This is a genomic window from Tersicoccus sp. Bi-70 (assembly GCF_001968825.1).
Classification (GTDB): Bacteria; Actinomycetota; Actinomycetes; order Actinomycetales; family Micrococcaceae; genus Tersicoccus.
The window spans coordinates 171,176-193,179 of the sequence record NZ_MIEU01000010.1; the positions used below are offsets into that span (position 1 = coordinate 171,176).

A 22,004-nucleotide genomic window follows, 5' to 3' on the forward strand; every position below is an offset into this window, starting at 1 on the left:
ACTGTGAGCACGCCCACACCATGTGGGCCATCCGGCGCACGAGCAGCCGGGCAATCGGTCGAGGGAGACGCAGTGGCGCAACGGCGCGTGGTCAGGACGCAGGTCGCCATCGTGGGGGCGGGCCCCGCCGGGCTCATGCTCTCCCACCTGCTCGCCCGGTCCGGCGTCGAGACCGTCGTGGTCGAGGCCCGCACGCGTGCCGAGATAGAGACCACCATCCGCGCCGGCATCCTCGAGCACGGCAGCGTGCGGATGCTACTGGAGAACGAGGTCAGCGACCGCGTGCTCCGCGAGGGCTACGAGCACGAGGGCATCGAGCTGCGGTTCGACGGCGAGGGCCACCGCATCGACTTCCGCGACCTCGTCGGCGAGTCCGTCTGGCTCTACCCGCAGACCGACGTCTTCATGGACCTGGCCGCGGCGCGGGAACGCGACGGCGGCGACGTCCGGTACGGCGTGCGGGACACCCGGGTCGAGGACGTCGTGGACGCCCCCGCCGTCGAGTTCACCGACGCCGACGGCGTGGACTGGCGGATCGAGTGCGAGTACCTCGCCGGCACCGACGGATCGCGCAGCATCTGCCGCCGCGAGGTGCCGGAGACCGCGCGCCGCTCCTACTTCCGGGAGTACCCGTTCGCCTGGTTCGGCATCCTCTGCGAGGCGCCGCCGAGTGCCCCGGAGCTGATGTACGCCAACTCCCCGCACGGATTCGCCCTGATCAGCCAGCGCACCGACACGGTGCAGCGGATGTACTTCCAGTGCGAGAAGGACACCGACCCGGAGCAGTGGTCCGAGGACCAGATCTGGGCCGAGCTGCAGCGCCGCGTCGAGGGTAACGGGTTCACCCTCCAGCGCGGGCCGGTCTTCGAGAAGACGGTGCTGCCGTTCCGCAGCTTCGTCTGCGAGCCGCTGCGGCACGGCCGCATGTTCCTCGCCGGCGACGCCGGCCACACCGTCCCGCCCACCGGCGCCAAGGGGCTTAACCTGGCGCTCGCCGACGTCGCCGTCCTGCACGCCGCCCTCGCCGATCACTTCGCCACCGGCTCCACCACCGGGATCGACGCCTACAGCGACACCGCGCTGCAGCGCGTGTGGAAGGCCCAGCACTTCTCCTACTGGATGACGTCGATGCTGCACGAGAACCCCGAGGCCAACGCGTTCGACCGGAAGCGGCAGCTCGGCGAGCTCACCTCGGTGGTCACCTCGACGGCCGGCTCCACGTGGCTCGCCGAGGCGTACACCGGGTGGCCCGGTCGGTGACGCACGAGCGTGCGGTCTGCCATCGTGTTCGCTCTACGAACAAGCGAACGCATGGCGAACACTGCTACTGTTGCCCGTGTCACACGCGGTCCCGGCGCTCTGGAGGAATGGTGAGTACACGCGCGACATCCCCTCTCCTGGGCCTGGTCGGTGACGGCGTCACGCCGTCGCTGACCCCGCCGCTGCACGAGGCGGAAGCGCGTCACCACGGGCTCACCCTGCTGTACCGGCCGATCGATCTCACCGTCCTCGGCATCCCCGCCGACCGGGTCGGCGACGTCCTGCGCTGGGCGCACGTCCTCGGCTTCAACGGGCTGAACGTCACCCACCCGTGCAAGCAGCTCGTGCTCGCCCACCTCGACGAAGTGGACCCCGACGCTGCGCGGCTGGAGGCCGTCAACACGGTCACCATCGACGACGCCGGCCGCACCGTGGGCCACAACACCGACCACTCGGGCTTCCGGCGCGGCTTCCAGGAGGGTCTGCCCGGTGCCGCGGTCGACCGGGTGGTCCAGCTCGGAGCCGGGGGAGCGGGCTCCGCCGTCGCCTACGCCCTGCTGACCCTCGGCGCGCAGCAGCTGACCGTCGTCGACGTCGACCGGTCGCGTGCGCAGGCCCGGGCGGAGGGACTGGCCCGACTGTTCCCCGACCGCACGGTCGCGGCCGGCACGCCCGCGGACCTGCCCGGCCTGCTCGCCCGCGCGGACGGGCTGGTCAACTGCACCCCGGTCGGGATGGCCGCCCACCCCGGCCTGCCCCTGGACGCCGAGCTGCTGGACGACCGCTTCTGGGTCAGCGACATCGTCTACCGGCCGCTGGCGACCGCGCTGCTGACCACCGCCGCCGCGCGCGGCTGCCGCACCCTCAGCGGTGCCGGGATGGCCGTCGGCCAGGCCGTGGACGCCTTCGCCGTCTTCACCGGCCGCACCGCCGACCCCGCCCGCATGCACGACGTGTTCGCCTCGCTCGTCGACGCCGAGCAGGCCGCGCCCTGATGCGCACCTCGATCGCCACCGTGTGCCTGAGCGGCACCCTGGAGGACAAGCTCGACGCGTGCGCGGCCGCCGGATTCGACGGTGTCGAGATCTTCGAGAACGACCTGATCGCCTCGGCCTCCCGGCCCGAGGACATCGCCGCCCGCTGCGCGGACCTGGGCCTGTCCCTCGACCTCTACCAGCCGTTCCGCGACGCCGACCTCGTGTCGCCCGAGCTGTTCGCCGACACGCTGCGGCGGGCCGAGCTGAAGTTCGCGCTGATGGAGCGCCTCGGCGCGGACCTGCTGCTCGTCTGCTCCAACGTCGCGACCGCCACGATCGACGACGACGCGCTCGCCGCCGAGCAGCTCAGCGCCCTCGGTGACGCCGCCGCCGAGCACGGCATCCGCCTCGCCTACGAGGCGCTCGCCTGGGGTCGCTACGTGAACGACTACCGGCGCGCCCACCGCATCGTCACGCTGGCGGGCCACCCCGCGGTCGGCACCTGCCTGGACAGCTTCCACATCCTCTCCCGGGGGCACGACCCCGCGGAGATCGCCGGCTTCGACCCGGAGACGATCTTCTTCCTCCAGCTCGCGGACGCGCCCGTGCTCGGCATGGACGTGCTGTCCTGGAGCCGCCACCACCGCGTCTTCCCCGGCGAGGGCGACCTGCCGGTCGCCGCCCTGTTCGACGCCGTCGTCGCCTCCGGCTACGCCGGCCCGGTCTCGCTCGAGATCTTCAACGACGTCTTCCGCCAGAGCGAGACGCGCCGCACCGCCGTCGCCGGCCTGCGCTCGCTGATCGCCCTGGCCGACACCACGGCACGCGACCGTGCCGAAGCGGCCCGTACCCCCGGTGCCGACGTCAAGCCGGACCGGGTCGGCCTGACCGCGCTGCCCGCCGTCACCCCGCCCACCGCGCTCGGCTTCGCCGAGGTGAAGACCACCGGCAACGCGCACCTCGAGCGGGTCCTCGGCCAGCTCGGCTTCGCCTATGTCGGCACCCACCAGAGCAAGCCCGTCACGCTGTGGCAGCAGGGCGAGGCGCGGATCGTCATCAACGCGCAGGACGCCGACGCCGCGGACCCGTTCATCTCCGCCCTCGGCGTGGACGTCCACCGGCCCATCGACGCGGCCGACCGCGCGCACCGGCTGCTCGCCGCGCCCGTGCCGCGCACCCAGCGGGTCGACGAGGAGGCCCTGCAGGCCGTCCGCGCGCCCGACGGGACCGAGATCTTCTTCTGCCAGTCGGGCCCCGAACCGGCGTGGGCGACCGAGTTCCACCACGACGGGCGGCCCGCCGCCGACCGTCCCGGCCTCGGGATCCGGCGCATCGACCACGTCAACCTGGTCCAACCGTGGCAGCACATCGACGAGGCGCGCCTGTTCTACCCGAGCGCCCTGGGCCTGACCCGCTGGCCCACGCTCGACGTCGCCGGTCCCGCCGGCCTGGTCCAGTCCCAGGTGATGTCCAGCGACGACGCGTCCGTCCGGGTCGTCCTCAACGTCAACCCTCGCGCCGGCGCGGATGCAGCCAGCGTGAGCCGGCCGGAGCACCTCGCCCTGGCCTGCGACGACATCGTCGCCGCCGCCCGGGCCGCCCGCGACGCCGGGTTGGTCCTGCTGCCCATCCCGCAGAACTACTACGACGACCTGCAGGCCCGGTTCGGTCTCGACGACGCGACCGTCGCGGACCTGCGGGACCTCACCCTGTTCTACGACCGGGACGAGCACGGCGAGTTCCTGCACTTCTACACCGAGACCATCGGCGAGCTCTACCTCGAGGTGCTCGAGCGCCGCGGCGACTACCGCGGGTTCGGCGCCCCCGACGCCCCGGTGCGGATGGCCGCCCAGTTCGCGCTCTCCCGGCGTCCCGCTCCCGCCACCTGACCCGACCCGATCCACCACCATCCCGCCCCCGCGGGCGCCCGCTGCGGTCGCCCGCTCCGTCCGACAGGAGTCCCCATGGCCTCAGAAGATTCCGAGACGTTCGACCACGACACCCCGCTCTCGTCCGACGACGCCGCGGACACGCAGGACGCCGTCAGCCGCGAGATCGCGAGCCTGGGGGAGGAATACCGGCGCGGTGGAACCGAGGAGACGCAGCCGCGCATCGACTACCGGCCCTACCGCAGCTCGATCCTGCGGCACCCCACGAAGGACCTGCACCACACCGACCCGGAGACCATCGAGCTCTGGGCGCCGGCCTTCGGGCACCAGGACGTCAACGCGCTCGAGTCGGACCTGACCATCCAGCACAACGGCGACCCGGTCGGCGAACGCATGATCGTCACCGGCCGTGTGCTCGACGGCGACGGCCGGCCGGTGCGGAACCAGCTCGTGGAGGTGTGGCAGGCGAACGCCGCCGGCCGCTACATCCACAAGCGCGACCAGCACCCCGCGCCGATCGACCCCAACTTCACGGGCGTGGGCCGCTGCCTGACGGACGACGACGGCACCTACCGGTTCACGACCATCAAGCCGGGACCGTACCCGTGGAAGAACCACCACAACGCGTGGCGACCGGCCCACATCCACTTCTCCCTGTTCGGCACGGACTTCACCCAGCGGATGATCACCCAGATGTACTTCCCCGGGGACCCGCTGTTCGACCTGGACCCGATCTACCAGTCCATCGTCGACCCGAAGGCGCGAGAACGGCTGGTGGCCACCTACGACCACGGCATCACCGAACACGAGTGGTGCACCGGCTACCGGTGGGACATCGTCCTCTCCGGCAGCAACCGCACCTGGATGGAGGAGGACGAGCAGGCATGAGCGAGAAACTGGTGGCCACCCCCGGCCAGACCATCGGCCCGTTCTACGGCTACGCCCTGCCGTACGAGCGCGGCGAGCAGCTGGTGGGCCCGCACCACCCCCGCCCCGTCCGGCTGCACGGCACCGTGTACGACGGTGCCGGCGACCCCATCCCCGACGCCCTGATCGAGATCTGGCAGGCCGACGAGGACGGCACGGTGCCGCACGTGCCCGGATCCCTGCGGCGCGACGGCTGGACGTTCACCGGTTTCGGTCGCGCGGCCGTCGACGGGGCGGGCGACTACACCTTCACGACGGTGGACCCCGGCCCCACCGAGGAGGGCGCCGCGCCGTTCATCGCCGTGACCGTGTTCGCCCGCGGCCTGCTCAACCGGCTGTTCACCCGCGTCTACCTGCCCGAGGACACCGCCGCCCTCGACCGGGACCGGCTGCTCTCCTCCCTGCCCGCCGATCGGCGCTCGACGCTGATCGCGCAGCGCGAGCCCGACGGCGGCCTGCGGTTCGACATCCGGCTGCAGGGGGAGGGCGAGACCGTGTTCCTCGCGTTCCCGGGCATCGACGCGTGAGCGATTCCCTGCTCTTCGCCCCCGGGACGGCGGCCACGGCTGACGCCGTCGGGGACGCCGCCTTCGCGCAGGCCATGCTCGACGTCGAGGCCGCCTGGGTTCACGCCCAGGCGGACCTCGGCCTCGCCCCGGCCGAGGCCGCCGACACGGTGGCCCGGGCCGCCGTCGTCGGCAGTCTCGACCTGGCGGCCATCGGCGTCGAGGCGGAGAACGGGGCGAACGCGCTGATCCCGCTGCTGGCACAGCTGCGCGGCGCGGTCACGGCGGCGGACCCGGCGGCTGATCGTGCGGTGCGATTCGTGCACCGTGGCCTGACCAGCCAGGACGTCATCGACACCGCCCTGGTACTGCTGCTCCGGCGGGCGGCGGACACCACGCTCGCCGACGCCGAGGCCGTGGCGGCGCACCTGCGCGACCTCGCCGTCGAGCACCGCGACACCGCGATGGTCGGCCGCACCCTCGCCCAGCACGCCGTGCCCTACACCTTCGGGTTGAAGGCCGCCACGTGGCTGCAGGGCGTCGACACCGCGGTCGCCGTGCTACGCGAACGCACCGACCGACTGCCGGTCCAGTGCGGCGGCGCGAGCGGCACCCTCGCCGCGGTCGGCACGGTCGTCGCCGGCACGGGCGTCACCCCGCTCGACCTGGCCGGCCGGTTCGCCGCCCGGCTCGGGCTGCGCCCCGCTGCCCCCTGGCACACCGCCCGGCTGCCGCTCGTGGAGGCGGCCGACGCGTTCGCCCTGCTCGCCGACGCCCTCGGCAAGCTGGCCACCGACGTCGTGCTGCTGAGCAGGCCCGAGATCGCCGAGCTCGCCGAGCCGGCGGCGCCGGGCCGCGGCGGCTCCTCCGCGATGCCGCAGAAGCGCAACCCCGTGCTCTCAGTGCTGATCCGCCGCACCGCCCTGACCGTGCCCCAGCTGGTCGCCCAGCTGCACCTCGCGGCGGCCCTCGCCGACGACGAACGGCCCGACGGCGCCTGGCACAGCGAGTGGCCCGCGCTCGCCTCGCTGCTGCGGTTGGTTCCCTCCGCCGCGGCATCCGCGGCGGAGCTGACCGGTGGCCTGGTCGTGCACGCGGACCGGATGCTGGCGACCCTGACGGACGCCTGCCCGGGCGTCCTCAGCGAACGGATCACCGCGGTGGCCACCCCGCTGCTGCGCGACGATCAGCGATCCGACGCCGGCGACGGCGGGAGTGCGAAGGAGCGCCTCACCGCGATGATCGCGCAGGCGGACGGCGCCGGCGCGGCGGGCGGGGGAGCATCGGCCACCGCTCACCTGCGCGCTCAGCTGCGGTCCGCCATCCCGCAGGACGCGCTCGACGACGCCGCGCTCGAGGACCTGCTGGACCCCACCCGCTATCTCGGCTCGGCCGGCGCCTTCGTCGACGCGATCGTCGCCGACAGCGCCGCCGCAGCCGGCCGCCGTGCCGATAACGCCGTGACCCGCGGCACCGCAGAGGAGCACTCGTGACCGTCCCCCGGCTCACCGCCGTCGACTTCCGCCGTCCCGCCGAGGACGGCCGCACCCGCCCGCTCGTCGTGCTCGGGCCGTCGCTGGGTACCGCGGCCCAGCCCCTGTGGCAGCGCACCGCCGATCTGCTGGCCGACGACCTCGACCTGATCGCCTGGGATCTGCCGGGGCACGGCACGTCCGCCCCGCAGGCGGAACCCTTCACCATCGCCGAGCTGGCGGCAGGGGTGCTCGAGCTGCTGGACCGGGTGGCGGCCGACGGTGCCGGGCCGGTGGGCTACGCCGGGGTCTCCGTCGGCGGTGCCACCGGGCTGCAGCTGCTCCTCGACGCGCCGGAGCGCTTCCGGGCGGCCGCCATCATCTGTTCCGGCGCGAAGATCGGCGACCCGGTGGCGTGGCGCGAGCGAGCCGAGACCGTGCGCGCCTCGGGCACGCCCGTCATGGTCACCGGCTCCGCCCAGCGGTGGTTCGGGCCGGGCTTCCTGGCCCGGGAGGCCCCCACCGCCACCGCCCTCCTCAGCTCGCTGCAGCACGCCGACCGGTTCAGCTACGCCCGCGTGTGCGAGGCGCTGGCCGGATTCGACGCGCGGGACCGGCTCGCCGAGATCACCGTGCCGGTGCTCGCGCTGGCCGGCGCGGCGGACGAGGTCGCCCCGATGGGCCTCGCCCGCGAGATCGCCGAGCACGTGCAGGACGGCCGCGCCGTGGAGCTGCCCGGCGTCGCCCACCTGGCCCCGGCCGAGGACCCGGGCGCGACCGCGGCCCTGCTCCGGGCGCACTTCCTCGCCGGCGCGAACGTCCCCGGCGCGACCGATTCCACCCGAGGAGACGACGATGAGTGAGCACGGACCCGAGCACCCGGACCGCACCCAGCGCGAGGTCTACGACGCCGGCATGGCCGTCCGCCGCGAGGTGCTCGGCGACGCGCACGTGGACCGGGCCAACGCCCGGGTCGACGACTTCACCGCCGACTTCCAGGACATGATCACCCGCTACGCGTGGGGCACCATCTGGACGCGGCCCGGCCTGGACCGGCGCAGTCGCTCCATGATCACCCTCACGGCCATGATCGCGGGCGGCCACACCGAGGAGCTGGCGATGCACGTGCGCGCGGCCCTGACCAACGGGCTGACGCGGGAGGAGATCAAGGAGGTGCTGCTGCAGAGCGCCATCTACTGCAGCGTGCCGTCCGCGAACACGGCCTTCGCCACGGCCCAGCGGGTGTTCGCCGATCTCGACAGCACCCACCTTGACCCGGCGTGAGCGCCGTCCTACTGTTGTTCATATAACGCACATACGTTCGCATTGCGAACACTGGCCTGTCGGCCCTCCCGTGTGAGCGGCCTGCGGAGCATGACCGCAGCGACGCGGGAGCGGCCGAGCCGCCCGGAACGGAGACGCATGTCCGAGGCTTACATCTACGACGCCGTGCGGACGCCCTTCGGCCGGTTCGGCGGGGCGCTCGCCCCCGTTCGGCCGGACGACCTGGCCACCGTCGTCGTCGGCGCCCTGCTCGAACGAACCCCCGGGCTCGACGGGGCGATGGTCGAGGAGGTGATCCTCGGCAACGCGAACGGCGCCGGCGAGGAGAACCGCAACGTCGCCCGGATGGCGGTGCTCCTGGCCGGTCTGCCCGTCTCCGTGCCGGGCACGACCGTCAACCGGCTGTGCGGGTCCAGCCTGGACGCCGCGATGATCGGTTCCCGGCAGATCGAGACCGGCGACGCGGACCTCGTCCTCACGGGCGGCGTCGAGTCGATGAGCCGAGCGCCCTGGGTGCTGCCGAAGACGGAGAAGCCCTACCCGGCCGGCGACCTGAACCTCGCCTCCACCACCCTCGGCTGGCGCCTGGTCAACCGGAACATGCCGGCGGAGTGGACGGTGTCCCTCGGGGAGGCCAACGAGCAGCTGCAGGAGAAGCACGACATCAGCCGGGCCCGCCAGGACGCGTTCGCCTACCGCTCGCACCAGCTCGCCGACGCCGCCTGGTCCGAGGGCTTCTACGACGCGATGACCGTCCCGGTGCCCGGCACCGACCTCACCCGCGACGAGTCGATCCGCGCGTCCAGCACGCCGGAGCAGCTGGGCGGGCTGCGCACCGTGTTCCGGCCCGACGGCACCATCACCGCCGGGAACGCCTCGCCGCTCAACGACGGCGCCTCCGCCGTGCTGCTCGGCAGCGAGGCCGCCGGCGAGCGCATCGGCGCCCGGCCCCGCGCCCGCATCATCGGCCGGGGCGCCCACGCCCTGGACCCGCGGGACTTCGGCTACGCACCGGTCGAGGCGGCCAACCGCGCGCTCACCCGCGCCGGGATCGGCTGGTCCGACGTCGGCGCCGTCGAGCTCAACGAGGCCTTCGCCGTCCAGTCGCTGGCCTGCGTGCAGGCGTGGGGGATCGACGAGGACATCGTCAACGCCCGCGGGGGCGCCATCGCCATCGGTCACCCGCTCGGCGCGTCCGGGGGCCGCATCCTCGGCACCCTGGTCGCCCGGCTCGAGGAGACCGGGCAGCGCTACGGCGTCGCCGCCATCTGCATCGGCGTGGGCCAGGGCCTCGCCGTCGTCATCGAGAACGCCTCCGCGTGAGCGCCACACCAGATCCGGTGGCCGGACCCCGGAACCGAGAAGAGGAGCCCCACCCGTGCTGACCATCGCAGCCGACCCCGACGAGGCCGTCGCGCCGATCAAGGACGGCGACACCGTGCTGATCGGCGGCTTCGGCACGGCCGGGCAGCCCATGGAGCTGATCGACGCCGTGCGCCGCACCGGCGTCAAGGACCTCACCGTGGTCAACAACAACGCCGGCAACGGCGAGCAGGGCCTCGCCGCGCTGCTGGCCGCCGGGCAGGTGCGCAAGATCATCTGCTCCTTCCCGCGGCAGTCCGACTCGCAGATCTTCGACGGCCTGTACCGGGCCGGGAAGATCGAGCTCGAACTCGTCCCGCAGGGCAACCTGGCCGAGCGGATCCGTGCGGCCGGGGCCGGCATCGGCGCCTTCTTCACCCCGACCGGCGCGGGCACACCCCTGGCCGAGGGCAAGGAGACCCGCGAGATCGGCGGCCGCCTCCAGGTGCTCGAGCACCCGATCGCCGGGGACATCGCCCTGGTCAAGGCCCTGACCGCCGACCGGCGCGGCAACCTGGTCTACCGCAAGACCGCCCGCAACTTCGGCCCGATCATGGCGGCCGCCGCGACCACGTCCGTGGTCCAGGTCGGCGAGCTCGTCGAGATCGGCGCACTCGATCCGGAGGTCATCGTGACGCCGGGCATCTACGTCGACCGGGTGGTCTGCGTCGGGCACGCGGCCCCGGCCGTCACCGAGGCACTCAGCAGGGGAGAGGGACAGTGATGAGCACGACGAGTACCGGGGTGACGCACGACGCGACCCTGACCCGCGACCAGATGGCCGCCGTCGTCGCGGCCGACATCCCGGCCGGCGCCTACGTCAACCTGGGCATCGGTCAGCCGACGAGGGTCTCCGACCACCTGAGCGAGGACTCCGGGGTCTTCCTGCACACCGAGAACGGCATGCTCGGGATGGGGCCGGCCGCGGTCGGGGACGAGGTCGACCCCGACCTGATCAACGCCGGCAAGATCCCGGTCACCGAGCTGCCGGGTGCCTCCTACTTCCATCACGCCGACTCGTTCGCCATGATGCGTGGCGGCCACCTGGACGTGTGCGTCCTCGGTGCGTTCCAGGTGTCCGCGACCGGCGACCTCGCCAACTGGCACACCGGTGCCCCGGACGCGATCCCCGCCGTCGGCGGGGCCATGGACCTCGCGACCGGCGCGAAGGACGTGTTCGTGATGATGAACCTGCTCACCCGCGAGGGCGCGTCCAAGCTCGTGCAGACCTGCACCTACCCGCTGACCGGGGTCGGCTGCGTCAGCCGCGTCTACACCGAGCACGCGGTCTTCCTCATCACCGACGAGGGCGTGCGCGTGCGGGACACCTTCGGCGTGGGTTTCGCGGACGTGCAGCGCATGGTCGGCCTCGACCTGATCGACGGCACGGCGGGGTGACGACGACGGAGCGGGAGGCCGGCACCGCGGCGAACGCACCCGGCGACCAGTTCGTCCAGTCCCTCGCGCGCGGGCTCGAGGTGATCCGGGCGTTCGACGCGCAGCACCCGGAGCTCTCCCTCTCCGACGTCGCCCGCCGCACCGGCCTGACCCGGGCCACCGCACGCCGCTTCCTGCTCACCCTCGTCGAGCTCGGCTACGTCCGCACCGACGGGCGTCTCTTCCGCCTCACCCCGCAGGTGCTCCGCCTCGGCTACGCCTACCTCTCGTCCATGGGGCTGACCGACATCGCGCAACCCCATCTGGAGGCGCTGTCCGCCGAGCTGGGGGAGTCGACGTCGGCGTCCGTGCTCGACGGCGCCGACATCGTCTACGTCGCGCGGGTGGCGACCCGCCGCCTGATGATGGTGGGAATCAGCGTCGGCACCCGGTTCCCGGCCTACGCCACGTCGATGGGCCGCGTGCTGCTGGCCGCCCAGACGCCCGCCGACCTGGAGGAGATCCTCCGGGAGCGGCCCCCGTCCGCGCTGACCGCCCGCACCCTCACCGATCCCGCCGCGCTCCGGCAGGAGATCGACCGCGTCCGAGAGGCCGGCTGGGCGGTCGTCGACCAGGAACTGGAGGCCGGCCTGCGCTCGGTCGCCGCGCCGGTGCACGGGGCGAACGGCGAGGTCGTCGCCGCCATCAACGTCTCCATGTCGGCGCTGCACTCCCCGGAGGCCGCCGCGGGCTCCCCGCTGATCGCCGGCCTGCTGGCCACCGCCGCCGCCATCTCGGCCGACCTGCGCACCGCCGGTGCCGGTGCCGCCACGGCCCGGTGACCTGCGGTGCGACCTCCGGGCGCGGTCGGACGACGCTCAGCTGACTCCGAGTTGCCGTGCAGTCGGGCCGGTGCCACGATGGCTGCATGACCGGGCCGGTGGACGCTGACGCCGCCGTGACGCTGGTGGGCCGGGCACGCGAACTGGCCCGCCTGCAGCGGCTCGTCAACGACGCCCGCCGGTCCCGGGCCAGCGCGGCGGTGCTGCAGGGCGTGCCCGGGGTCGGCAAGACGGCCCTGCTCGAGCAGATCGGCAGCGTCTCCTCCGACTTCCGTGTGGTGTGGCTCCGGGCCTCCTCCCGGTTGTCCACCGTCCCGCTCGGCGCGCTCTCCGTCCTGCTCGGCCCGTTGACGCCGTACCTGGACCAGTTGAGCCCGCCGCGCCGCGCCGCCGTCGAGGGTGCCCTCGCCCTCGGGCCGCCCGTGCTCGGGGAGATCGCGCTCGCGACCGGCGTCGTGGACCTGATGCGGATCGCCGCGCGGGACCGTCCGCTGCTCCTGCTGATCGACGATGCCCAGCACCTGGACGACGGCAGTCTCGCCGTCCTCGGCTTCGTCGGCAACCAGGCGCAGAACGACCGCATCGCCGCCTTCGTCGCGATCGACGACGGCCGGCAGCTCGACACCGAGTTCGAGCAGATCCGCGTCGAGGGGCTCTCCGTCGACGAGGCCCGGGCCATGCTCGCCCAGCACGGCCTGACCATCGGCCACGACATCCTCACGCAGCTCGTGCACGCGACGGCGGGCAATCCGCTGGCCATCCTCGAGTCGGCGCGGTCCCCGGAGGTCACCGACTTCGTCCTCAGCGAGCGGACCCGGATGCCGAGCGCGGCCACGGCCCGCCTGGTGCGGGCCTACTCGCAGCAGTTCGCCGCCCTGTCGGCGACCGAGCGCCGTGCGGCCGTGCTGATCGCGTGCGAGCAGCGGCTCACCCTCGAGATGCTGGCCGGTGCGCTCGCCGCCGACGACGGCACCGCCCCGGATCCGCGCGGCGTCGACGCGACCCTCGCGCGGTCGGCGGTGGACGCCCTGGTCGCCCACGACCTGGTGCGCGCCGGAGCCCAGGCCATCGACGTGCGGCACCCGCTGATCCGTCAGGCCGTGCTCGCGATGGCCGACGCCGACGAGGTCCGGCACGCGCACGCGGACCTGGCCCGCGCGCTGACCGCCCAGGGCTGGCACGACGCCGCGCTGTGGCAGCGGGTGGCCGCCGCCGCCGGTCCCGACGACGATCTGAGCGCGGCGCTGGCCGCGCACGCGCACGAGTGCGTCCGCCGGCAGGACCGGGCCAGCGCGAGCCGCTCGTTCGAGCAGGCCGCGGAACTGAACACCGACCGGAACGCGCGAGCCGGCCTGCTGCTGAACGCGGCGGTCAACGCGACCCACGTCTCCACCCGCGTCGGCGAGCTGCTGCAGGAGGCGATGCGCGAGGCGGACACCGTCGCCCTGCGCGAGGAGATCGGTCTCTACCGGGCGCTCATCCACTCGTGGGACGGGCAGGAGCCGCCGCAGCCGGGCCCGGTCCCGGAGTCGCTCGCCGCCCTGCACGCCGCGGTGCGCGCGCAGCTGATGCTGCTCCAGCTGCAGGCGCACGACGCGCCCGCGGCGATGGCGCGGCTCGACGGCCTGACCCCCGAGCAGGCCGCCCACCCCGTGGCGGCGCTCGTGCCGGTGGCGCGCGGCATGCTCCGCTTCCTCACGGGGGAGCTGACCCGCGCCGACCTGGACGAGGTGCGCCGGTCGGTGCCCGCGCACGAGGACGTGCAGTACAGCCTCGCGTCGGGCCTGCTCCTGCTGCTCGTGCAGGACCTGGAGGGCGCGCGCAGCGCGCTCGCGCACGGGCGCCGCACCGCCGAGCGGACCGGTGGGCTGGCGGCCCTGCCGTGGCTGAGTGCGAGCGAGGGCTGGATCGACGTCGAGAAGGGGGACCTGACCCTCTCTCTGCGCCGTGCGGTGGAGGCGGCCGAGATGTCACCGATCTACTCGGGCCGGCTCAGTGACGCCCTGGCCGCCATGGTCGCCGCCCGGGCCATGGTCTACGGCGGGACACCGTTCGGCGTGGCCGTCGAGCGGGTGCCGCCGGATCCGCCCGCGTTGATGCGGGTCCTGCTGGAGCAGCTGCGGGCGGCCGACCTGGTGAGCCGGGGCCGCGCCGCGGACGCCGCGAAGAGACTGGACATCCTGCACCGGGCGGTGCGGGGCCGGGGAGTCCGCGGGCCCCTCGCCCTGAGCGTGGCGACGGACCTGGCCGAGTCCCAGCTCCACGCCGGTCGGCCGGCCCCGGCCCAGCGCCTCGCGCGGTCGGTCCTCGACGAGCTGGGGGAGGGCGAGCCGGCCCACCCCCTGATCGCGGGGCTGCGGGTGCGCTGCCGCGTGATCGCCTGCGAACCGGACGAGCTGGCGGAGGTCGCCGAGACCGCGCTGGAAGAGGGCGCCGCCCCGGAGAACGCCTGGATCAACGCGTTCCTCACCCTGCTCGTCGCGACCCGGGCGGCGGCCGGGGGACTGCGCTCGCCGGTGACGGCGCGGACCGTGCACGATTTCGCCGCTCGGGCCGCGGACACCTTCGGCTCGCTGCAGGCGGTGTGCTGGCGGGAGCTCGCCGTCGGCCTGCGGGACCGCGCCGCCGAGGCCTGCGGGACCGCCGACCCCCGCGACCGGTTCACCCTCACCGTGCGGGAGTCGCAGATCGCCGACGAGGTGCTCACCGGTGCCACCACCGCGACCATCGCCGAACGGCTGCACCTCAGCGAGAAGACGGTGGAGGGCTACCTCACCCGTGTGTACCGGAAGGCGCAGGTGCGATCCCGTGCCGAACTGCTGGTCCGGTTGCAGGGAGGCACGGGCGCCGGCACCGGCGACGAGACCGACGACGTCGACGGGGCGTGACCCTCGCGCCCGGAGACCGGACCGGCGACCGGGTGAGGGAACGAGGCGGAGAGCGCGACCGGCCGCCGACCCGGGTCTGCTAGACTCGATCCCGTTGTCAAGTGGCAGTGGATTCGTTCCTGGTGCACGCGTCTTGTGTACGAATGCCATCGCTTGCTCCTGCCCACAAGTTTTGACTCGGCCTGCGCCGCGGGAGTATTCTTGATAGTCGGTGTCTGCACCGTGACCACGCTCCCGATCCGGGTTCGAAGCTCCGCGCTTCCCCGTCGAGTAGCCGGGGCGTCAGGCAGACAGATGTGATCCACCAGTCCTGATCCCGAGATCAAACGGAGAATATGTAGTGCCTACGATCCAGCAGTTGGTCCGCAAGGGCCGCTCACCCAAGATCGCCAAGACCAAGGCGCCCGCCCTCAGGGGCAACCCGATGAAGCGTGGCGTGTGCACCCGTGTGTACACGACCACCCCGAAGAAGCCGAACTCGGCGCTGCGGAAGGTCGCACGCGTCAAGCTCAACGGCGGCGTCGAGGTCACCGCGTACATCCCCGGTGTGGGCCACAACCTGCAGGAGCACTCCATCGTGCTGGTGCGCGGCGGTCGCGTGAAGGACCTGCCGGGCGTGCGCTACAAGATCGTCCGCGGCGCCCTGGACACCCAGGGTGTCAAGAACCGCCAGCAGGCCCGGAGCCGTTACGGCGCGAAGAAGGAGAAGAAGTAATGCCTCGCAAGGGCCCGGCCCCCAAGCGGCCGCTCGTCAACGACCCGATCTACAGCTCCCCGCTGGTCACCCAGCTGATCAACAAGGTGCTGGTCGACGGCAAGAAGTCCACCGCCGAGCGGATCGTCTACGGTGCCCTCGGTGGCGCGCAGACGAAGTCCGGCCAGGACCCCGTCGCCACCCTGAAGAAGGCCATGGACAACGTCCGGCCGACCCTCGAGGTCAAGTCCCGCCGCGTCGGCGGTGCCACCTACCAGGTGCCCGTCGAGGTCAAGGCCGGTCGCGCGACCGCCCTGGCCCTGCGCTGGCTCGTCGGCTACGCCAAGGCGCGCCGCGAGAAGACGATGACCGAGCGTCTGCAGAACGAGATCCTCGACGCCTCGAACGGCCTAGGTGCCGCGGTCAAGCGCCGCGAGGACACCCACAAGATGGCCGAGTCGAACAAGGCCTTCGCGCACTACCGCTGGTAGGCACCGGCATCTCGCCGGGCCCGTCCCGGGCCCGGCGAACCGAAGTCAAAGCCGCAACGAAAGGCAATCACGTGGCAGCACAGGACGTGCTCACCGACCTCACCAAGGTTCGCAACATCGGCATCATGGCCCACATCGATGCCGGTAAGACCACCACCACGGAGCGCATCCTCTTCTACACGGGTGTGAACCACAAGATCGGCGAGACCCACGACGGCGCCTCGACGACCGACTGGATGGAGCAGGAGAAGGAACGCGGCATCACCATCACCTCCGCCGCGGTGACCTGCTTCTGGGACAACAACCAGATCAACATCATCGACACGCCCGGCCACGTGGACTTCACCGTCGAGGTGGAGCGCTCCCTGCGCGTGCTCGACGGCGCCGTCGCGGTGTTCGACGGCAAGGAGGGCGTGGAGCCCCAGTCGGAGACCGTGTGGCGCCAGGCGGACAAGTACGACGTCCCGCGCATCTGCTTCGTCAACAAGATGGACAAGCTCGGTGCGGACTTCTACTTCACCGTCGACACCATCGTCAACCGGCTCGGCGCGAAGCCCCTGGTGCTGCAGCTGCCGATCGGCTCCGAGAACGACTTCGTCGGCGTCGTCGACCTGCTGACCATGAAGGCCCTCGTGTGGCCGGGCGACGCCAAGGGCGACGTGACCATGGGTGCGCACTACGAGACCCAGGAGATCCCCGAGGACCTGCGCGAGCGGGCCGAGCAGTACCGGGCGGATCTCGTCGAGGCCGTCGCCGAGGCGTCCGACGAGCTGATGGAGAAGTACCTCGAGGGCGAAGAGCTGTCCATCGAGGAGCTCAAGGCCGGTATCCGCGAGCTGACCGTCAACTCCCGCATCTACCCCGTGCTCTGCGGTTCTGCGTTCAAGAACCGTGGCGTGCAGCCGATGCTGGACGCGGTCATCGACTACCTGCCGTCCCCGATCGACGTGCCGCCGATGATCGGCCACGACCCGAAGAACGAGGAGACCGAGCTCTCCCGCAAGCCGTCCCGCGACGAGCCGTTCTCGGCGCTCGCGTTCAAGGTCGCCTCGCACCCGTTCTTCGGTCAGCTCACCTTCGTCCGGGTGTACTCGGGCAAGGTGGCCGCCGGCTCGCAGGTGCTCAACTCGACCAAGAGCAAGAAGGAGCGCATCGGGAAGCTCTTCCAGATGCACGCCAACAAGGAGAACCCGGTCGACGAGGTCTACGCCGGGCACATCTACGCGGTCGTCGGGCTGAAGGACACCACCACGGGTGACACCCTGTGCGATCCGAACCAGCCGATCGTGCTCGAGTCGATGTCCTTCCCCGAGCCGGTCATCTTCGTGGCCATCGAGCCGAAGACGAAGGGTGACCAGGAGAAGCTCTCCACGGCCATCCAGAAGCTCTCGGCCGAGGACCCGACGTTCACGGTCTCGCTCAACGAGGAGACCGGCCAGACCGAGATCGGCGGCATGGGCGAGCTCCACCTGGACATCCTGGTGGACCGCATGCGTCGCGAGTTCCGCGTCGAGGCGAACGTCGGCAAGCCGCAGGTCGCCTACCGGGAGACCATCAAGCGCAAGGTCGAGAAGATCGACTACACGCACAAGAAGCAGACCGGTGGTTCCGGGCAGTTCGCGAAGGTGCAGATGTCCTTCGAGCCGCTCGACACCTCGGACGGCACCTTCTACGAGTTCGAGAACAAGGTCACCGGTGGCCGCATCCCCCGCGAGTACATCCCCTCGGTGGACGCGGGCATCCAGGACGCCATGCAGTTCGGCGTGCTGGCCGGTTACCCGCTCGTGGGCGTGAAGGCGACCCTGCTCGACGGCGCCTACCACGACGTCGACTCCTCGGAGATGGCGTTCAAGATCGCCGGTTCGATGGTGTTCAAGGAAGGCGCCCGGCGCGCCAACCCGGTGCTCCTCGAGCCGCTCATGGCGGTCGAGGTGCGCACGCCGGAGGAGTACATGGGCGACGTCATCGGCGACCTGAACTCGCGGCGCGGGCAGATCCAGTCCATGGAGGATGCCAGCGGTGTGAAGGTGGTGCGTGCCAACGTGCCGCTGTCCGAGATGTTCGGCTACATCGGTGACCTGCGCTCCCGTACCCAGGGCCGCGCGGTGTACTCGATGCAGTTCGACAGCTACTCGGAGGTCCCGAAGAACGTGGCCGAAGAGATCATCCAGAAGACCCGCGGCGAGTAGTCGCGGGTCGGGGAAGCTGATTTCCCCAATCAACCAGCCCCCAGTAGACTTGGTCGGGTTTCAGCAGCGGCACCCTTCGCGAGCTGGAAGCGACTTCTCTACACCACTAACGTTCTAGGAGGAACCCCGTGGCGAAGGCAAAGTTCGAGCGGACTAAGCCGCACGTCAACATCGGTACCATCGGTCACGTCGACCACGGTAAGACCACGTTGACCGCTGCCATCTCGAAGGTGCTTGCTGACAAGTACCCGTCTCTGAACGAGCAGCGTGACTTCTCGTCCATCGACTCTGCTCCCGAAGAGAAGCAGCGCGGCATCACCATCAACATCTCCCACGTGGAGTACCAGACGGAGAAGCGTCACTACGCTCACGTCGATGCTCCGGGTCACGCCGACTACATCAAGAACATGATCACCGGTGCGGCTCAGATGGACGGCGCGATCCTCGTGGTCGCGGCGACCGACGGCCCGATGGCGCAGACCCGCGAGCACGTGCTCCTGGCCCGCCAGGTCGGCGTGCCGGCACTGCTGGTCGCGCTGAACAAGTCGGACATGGTCGACGACGAGGAACTGCTGGACCTGGTCGAGATGGAGGTGCGCGAGCTGCTCTCCTCCCAGGAGTTCGACGGCGACAACGCGCCCGTCATCCGCACCTCCGGTCTGAAGGCCCTCGAGGGCGACGCGGAGTGGGTCAAGTCCGTCGAGGACCTCATGGAGGCCGTGGACACCTACATCCCGGATCCGGTCCGTGACAAGGACAAGCCGTTCCTGATGCCGATCGAGGACGTCTTCACGATCACCGGTCGCGGTACCGTCGTGACGGGTCGCGCCGAGCGCGGCACCCTCGCGATCAACTCCGAGGTCGAGATCGTCGGCATCCGCCCGGTCCAGAAGACCACGGTGACCGGTATCGAGATGTTCCACAAGCAGCTCGACGAGGCGTGGGCCGGCGAGAACTGTGGCCTGCTGCTCCGTGGCCTCAAGCGCGACGATGTCGAGCGTGGCCAGGTCGTGGTGAAGCCGGGTTCGATCACCCCGCACACCAACTTCGAGGCGAACGTCTACATCCTGTCCAAGGACGAGGGTGGGCGTCACAACCCGTTCTACTCGAACTACCGTCCGCAGTTCTACTTCCGGACCACCGACGTCACCGGCGTCATCACGCTGCCCGAGGGCACCGAGATGGTCATGCCGGGCGACAACACCGAGATGTCGGTCGAGCTGATCCAGCCGATCGCCATGGAGGAGGGCCTCGGCTTCGCCATCCGTGAGGGTGGCCGCACCGTCGGCTCGGGTCGCGTCACCAAGATCAACAAGTGATCCCGACCGTCCGGCCGCTCACCCGCTGAGGGTGCCGGTCGGGCGGGACCACTGACGAAGGGCCCCGGCATCGCGCCGGGGCCCTTCGTCGTGTCGGGGAGCCGGGTGCGCAGGCCGGCGGGGAGCGGGGAACACGCCCCGGGTGACCGGCCTCTCACCCCGCCGATTTGCAGGGCAGCGGTGCGTCTGGCAGACTGGGTGAGTTGTTCACGTGCCCTGCCATGTGCTTCGCCGGATGGCGTCGCTGGTTCCGCATGGACAGTGCCCCGGCCGGAGCATCCTCGGATGCCGGACGGCGTGGGGAAGAGGTCGCCCACCGCGGCGGCCCTCGGCAGGACACGGACACGACCACCCCCACAACGAAGAACCGGGAATCGTGTTGCGCAGGCGAGGCGACACGCCCGAGTGCGGGGGTCGGAGCCGCGGTGGGTTGAGGAACCCGGACAGGTCCGGATTCAGCTCAGGCGACGGCGGTGGGCAGGCGAGAGCCGGCACACCTGACAAGGGATTCATTTCCACCAGAGAGCACGTGAAGAAAGAGAGTGGCGACGCCATGGCGGGACAGAAAATCCGCATTCGGCTGAAGTCCTATGACCACGAGGTCATCGACGTCTCAGCCCGGAAGATCGTGGAGACGGTCACGCGCGCCGGTGCGACGGTGGTGGGCCCCGTCCCGCTGCCCACCGAGAAGAACGTGTACTGCGTGATCCGTTCGCCGCACAAGTACAAGGACAGCCGCGAGCACTTCGAGATGCGCACCCACAAGCGTCTGATCGACATCATCGACCCCACGCCGAAGGCCGTCGACTCGCTCATGCGTCTCGACCTGCCGGCCGACGTGAACATCGAAATCAAACTCTGAGGATCGCATCGACATGACACACCATCTCACCCGCCAGGTGAAGGGACTGCTGGGCATCAAGCTCGGTATGACCCAGGTCTGGGACGAGAACAACCGTCTCGTGCCGGTGACCGTCGTCAAGGCTGACTCGAACGTCATCACCGCACTGCGCGACGCGCAGGGCGACGGCTACAACGCCGTCCAGATCGGCTTCGGCGCCATCGACCCGCGCAAGGTGACCCAGCCCCTGGCCGGTCACTTCGCGAAGGCCGGTGTCACCCCTCGCCGCCACGTCGTCGAGCTGCGCACCGCCGACGCCGCCGAGTACCAGCTCGGCCAGGAGCTCTCCGTGGAGACCTTCGCCGCCGGCCAGCGTGTCGACGTCATCGGCACCACCAAGGGCAAGGGCTTCGCCGGCGTCATGAAGCGCCACGGCTTCCACGGCGTGGGCGCCTCGCACGGTGCTCACAAGAACCACCGCAAGCCCGGTTCCATCGGCGGGGCCTCGACGCCCGGCCGCGTGTTCAAGGGCCTGCGGATGGCCGGTCGCATGGGCGCCGTCCGGCAGACCACGCTGAACCTGCTCGTGCACGGCGTCGACGCCGAGAACTCGCTGCTGCTGCTCAAGGGCGCCGTCCCCGGCGCGCGCGGCTCGGTCGTCCTGGTCCGTTCCGCCGTCAAGGCCAACGAAACTCAGGGAGCGTAACAACCCATGGCTACTACACAGAGTGCGAAGACCGTCGCGGTGGACCTGCCGGCGGAGATCTTCGACGTCCAGACCAACGTGCCGCTGCTGCACCAGGTGGTCGTGGCTCAGCTGGCCGCCGCCCGCCAGGGCACGCACAAGGTCAAGAACCGCGGCGAGGTCGCCGGTGCCGGTCGCAAGCCGTTCAAGCAGAAGGGCACCGGCCGGGCTCGTCAGGGCTCCGTCCGCGCCCCGCACATGACCGGTGGTGGCGTCGTGCACGGCCCGACGCCGCGCGACTACTCGCAGCGGACCCCCAAGAAGATGAAGGCCGCCGCCCTGCGCGGTGCGCTGTCCGATCGCGCCCGGTACGGCCGGGTGCACGTGATCAGCAGCCTCGTCGAGGGGACCACGGCGTCCACCAAGGCGGCCATGGCCGTCCTCGGTGAGCTCACCGATCGCAAGTCCGTCCTCGTCGTCCTCGAGCGGGGCAACGACGTGGCGGCCCTGTCGGTGCGCAACCTGACGAACGTGCACGCGCTGTACGCCGACCAGCTGAACACCTACGACGTGCTGGTCGCCGACGACGTCGTCTTCACCCAGGCCGCCTACGAGGCGTTCGTGGCTGCCGCCGGCAAGTCGCAGGAGGAAGCCAAGTGAGCACGCAGAGCACCAGCAGCGCCATCCACCACAAGGACCCGCGGGACATCATCCTCGCGCCGGTCGTGTCGGAGAAGAGCTACGGCCTGATCGACGAGGGCAAGTACACCTTCCTGGTGGACCCCCGGTCGAACAAGACCGAGATCAAGAACGCGATCGAGAAGATCTTCTCCGTCTCGGTCGAGTCCGTGAACACCCTCAACCGCGTGGGCAAGCGCAAGCGGACCAAGTTCGGTTGGGGCCAGCGCAAGGGCACCAAGCGCGCCATCGTGACCCTCAAGCAGGGGACGATCGACATCTTCGGCGGTCCGCTCGGCTGAGCGGAGACCACTTTAGCGAGG

21 protein-coding genes are annotated in these 22,004 nt (G+C 71.3%); all 21 read left to right on the forward strand.

Annotation, left to right across the window (positions count from 1 at the left end):
- Nucleotides 1-72: 72 nt before the first annotated feature.
- Nucleotides 73-1,260 (forward strand): 4-hydroxybenzoate 3-monooxygenase, encoded by a 1,188-nt coding sequence (locus tag BGP79_RS04700; protein WP_076693497.1) that lies wholly within the window; start codon nt 73-75, stop codon nt 1,258-1,260.
- 110 nt (nt 1,261-1,370) lie between these two features.
- Complete coding sequence (locus BGP79_RS04705) at nt 1,371-2,255, forward strand: shikimate dehydrogenase (RefSeq protein ID WP_076693825.1); 885 nt, start codon at nt 1,371-1,373, stop codon at nt 2,253-2,255.
- Nucleotides 2,255-4,126, forward strand: a complete 1,872-nt coding sequence (locus BGP79_RS04710; protein WP_076693498.1) for a sugar phosphate isomerase/epimerase and 4-hydroxyphenylpyruvate domain-containing protein — start codon at nt 2,255-2,257, stop codon at nt 4,124-4,126. The genes BGP79_RS04705 and BGP79_RS04710 overlap by 1 nt, the downstream gene beginning before the upstream one ends.
- A 75-nt stretch (nt 4,127-4,201) precedes the next feature.
- Nucleotides 4,202-5,014 carry a protocatechuate 3,4-dioxygenase subunit beta gene (pcaH, locus tag BGP79_RS04715; RefSeq protein ID WP_076693499.1) on the forward strand — a complete coding sequence of 271 codons (813 nt, stop codon included), beginning with the start codon at nt 4,202-4,204 and terminating at the stop codon, nt 5,012-5,014.
- Nucleotides 5,011-5,580 (forward strand): protocatechuate 3,4-dioxygenase subunit alpha, encoded by a 570-nt coding sequence (gene pcaG, locus BGP79_RS04720; protein ID WP_076693500.1) that lies wholly within the window; start codon nt 5,011-5,013, stop codon nt 5,578-5,580. Before pcaH ends, pcaG begins: the two co-directional genes overlap by 4 nt.
- On the forward strand, nt 5,577-7,052 hold the full coding sequence (locus BGP79_RS04725; protein WP_076693501.1) for a lyase family protein: 1,476 nt from the start codon (nt 5,577-5,579) through the stop codon (nt 7,050-7,052). Before pcaG ends, BGP79_RS04725 begins: the two co-directional genes overlap by 4 nt.
- The gene (locus BGP79_RS16705; protein ID WP_076693502.1) at nt 7,049-7,894 is read left to right on the forward strand and encodes an alpha/beta fold hydrolase; all 846 of its coding nucleotides are present in this window, start codon (nt 7,049-7,051) and stop codon (nt 7,892-7,894) included. The genes BGP79_RS04725 and BGP79_RS16705 overlap by 4 nt, the downstream gene beginning before the upstream one ends.
- Complete coding sequence (gene pcaC, locus BGP79_RS16710; protein WP_076693503.1) at nt 7,887-8,315, forward strand: 4-carboxymuconolactone decarboxylase; 429 nt, start codon at nt 7,887-7,889, stop codon at nt 8,313-8,315. The genes BGP79_RS16705 and pcaC overlap by 8 nt, the downstream gene beginning before the upstream one ends.
- A 138-nt stretch (nt 8,316-8,453) precedes the next feature.
- Complete coding sequence (locus BGP79_RS04740; protein ID WP_076693504.1) at nt 8,454-9,638, forward strand: thiolase family protein; 1,185 nt, start codon at nt 8,454-8,456, stop codon at nt 9,636-9,638.
- A 55-nt stretch (nt 9,639-9,693) separates the two neighbouring features.
- The gene (locus tag BGP79_RS04745; RefSeq protein WP_076693505.1) at nt 9,694-10,401 is read left to right on the forward strand and encodes a 3-oxoacid CoA-transferase subunit A; all 708 of its coding nucleotides are present in this window, start codon (nt 9,694-9,696) and stop codon (nt 10,399-10,401) included.
- Complete coding sequence (locus tag BGP79_RS04750; RefSeq protein ID WP_076693506.1) at nt 10,401-11,075, forward strand: 3-oxoacid CoA-transferase subunit B; 675 nt, start codon at nt 10,401-10,403, stop codon at nt 11,073-11,075. Before BGP79_RS04745 ends, BGP79_RS04750 begins: the two co-directional genes overlap by 1 nt.
- Nucleotides 11,072-11,896, forward strand: a complete 825-nt coding sequence (locus tag BGP79_RS04755; protein ID WP_076693507.1) for an IclR family transcriptional regulator C-terminal domain-containing protein — start codon at nt 11,072-11,074, stop codon at nt 11,894-11,896. The genes BGP79_RS04750 and BGP79_RS04755 overlap by 4 nt, the downstream gene beginning before the upstream one ends.
- An 86-nt stretch (nt 11,897-11,982) precedes the next feature.
- Nucleotides 11,983-14,784 carry an AAA family ATPase gene (locus BGP79_RS04760; RefSeq protein ID WP_076693508.1) on the forward strand — a complete coding sequence of 934 codons (2,802 nt, stop codon included), beginning with the start codon at nt 11,983-11,985 and terminating at the stop codon, nt 14,782-14,784.
- A 340-nt stretch (nt 14,785-15,124) separates the two neighbouring features.
- The gene (gene rpsL / locus BGP79_RS04765; protein ID WP_076693509.1) at nt 15,125-15,499 is read left to right on the forward strand and encodes a 30S ribosomal protein S12; all 375 of its coding nucleotides are present in this window, start codon (nt 15,125-15,127) and stop codon (nt 15,497-15,499) included.
- A complete protein-coding gene (gene rpsG / locus BGP79_RS04770) occupies nt 15,499-15,969 on the forward strand; it encodes a 30S ribosomal protein S7 (protein WP_076693827.1) in 471 nt (156 codons plus the stop codon). Before rpsL ends, rpsG begins: the two co-directional genes overlap by 1 nt.
- A 71-nt stretch (nt 15,970-16,040) precedes the next feature.
- Nucleotides 16,041-18,158: an elongation factor G gene (gene fusA / locus BGP79_RS04775; protein ID WP_304442058.1), complete on the forward strand. Its 2,118-nt coding sequence runs from the start codon at nt 16,041-16,043 to the stop codon at nt 18,156-18,158.
- Between the two features lie 128 nt (nt 18,159-18,286).
- The gene (gene tuf, locus BGP79_RS04780; protein ID WP_076693510.1) at nt 18,287-19,477 is read left to right on the forward strand and encodes an elongation factor Tu; all 1,191 of its coding nucleotides are present in this window, start codon (nt 18,287-18,289) and stop codon (nt 19,475-19,477) included.
- A gap of 553 nt (nt 19,478-20,030) precedes the next feature.
- Nucleotides 20,031-20,339 (forward strand): 30S ribosomal protein S10, encoded by a 309-nt coding sequence (gene rpsJ, locus BGP79_RS04785; RefSeq protein ID WP_003803825.1) that lies wholly within the window; start codon nt 20,031-20,033, stop codon nt 20,337-20,339.
- Nucleotides 20,340-20,352: 13 nt separating this feature from the next.
- A complete protein-coding gene (gene rplC / locus BGP79_RS04790; protein WP_076693511.1) occupies nt 20,353-21,024 on the forward strand; it encodes a 50S ribosomal protein L3 in 672 nt (223 codons plus the stop codon).
- Between the two features lie 6 nt (nt 21,025-21,030).
- A complete protein-coding gene (gene rplD, locus BGP79_RS04795; RefSeq protein ID WP_076693512.1) occupies nt 21,031-21,663 on the forward strand; it encodes a 50S ribosomal protein L4 in 633 nt (210 codons plus the stop codon).
- Nucleotides 21,664-21,686: 23 nt separating this feature from the next.
- Nucleotides 21,687-21,983 carry a 50S ribosomal protein L23 gene (rplW, locus tag BGP79_RS04800; protein ID WP_143588320.1) on the forward strand — a complete coding sequence of 99 codons (297 nt, stop codon included), beginning with the start codon at nt 21,687-21,689 and terminating at the stop codon, nt 21,981-21,983.
- Nucleotides 21,984-22,004: the final 21 nt, after the last annotated feature.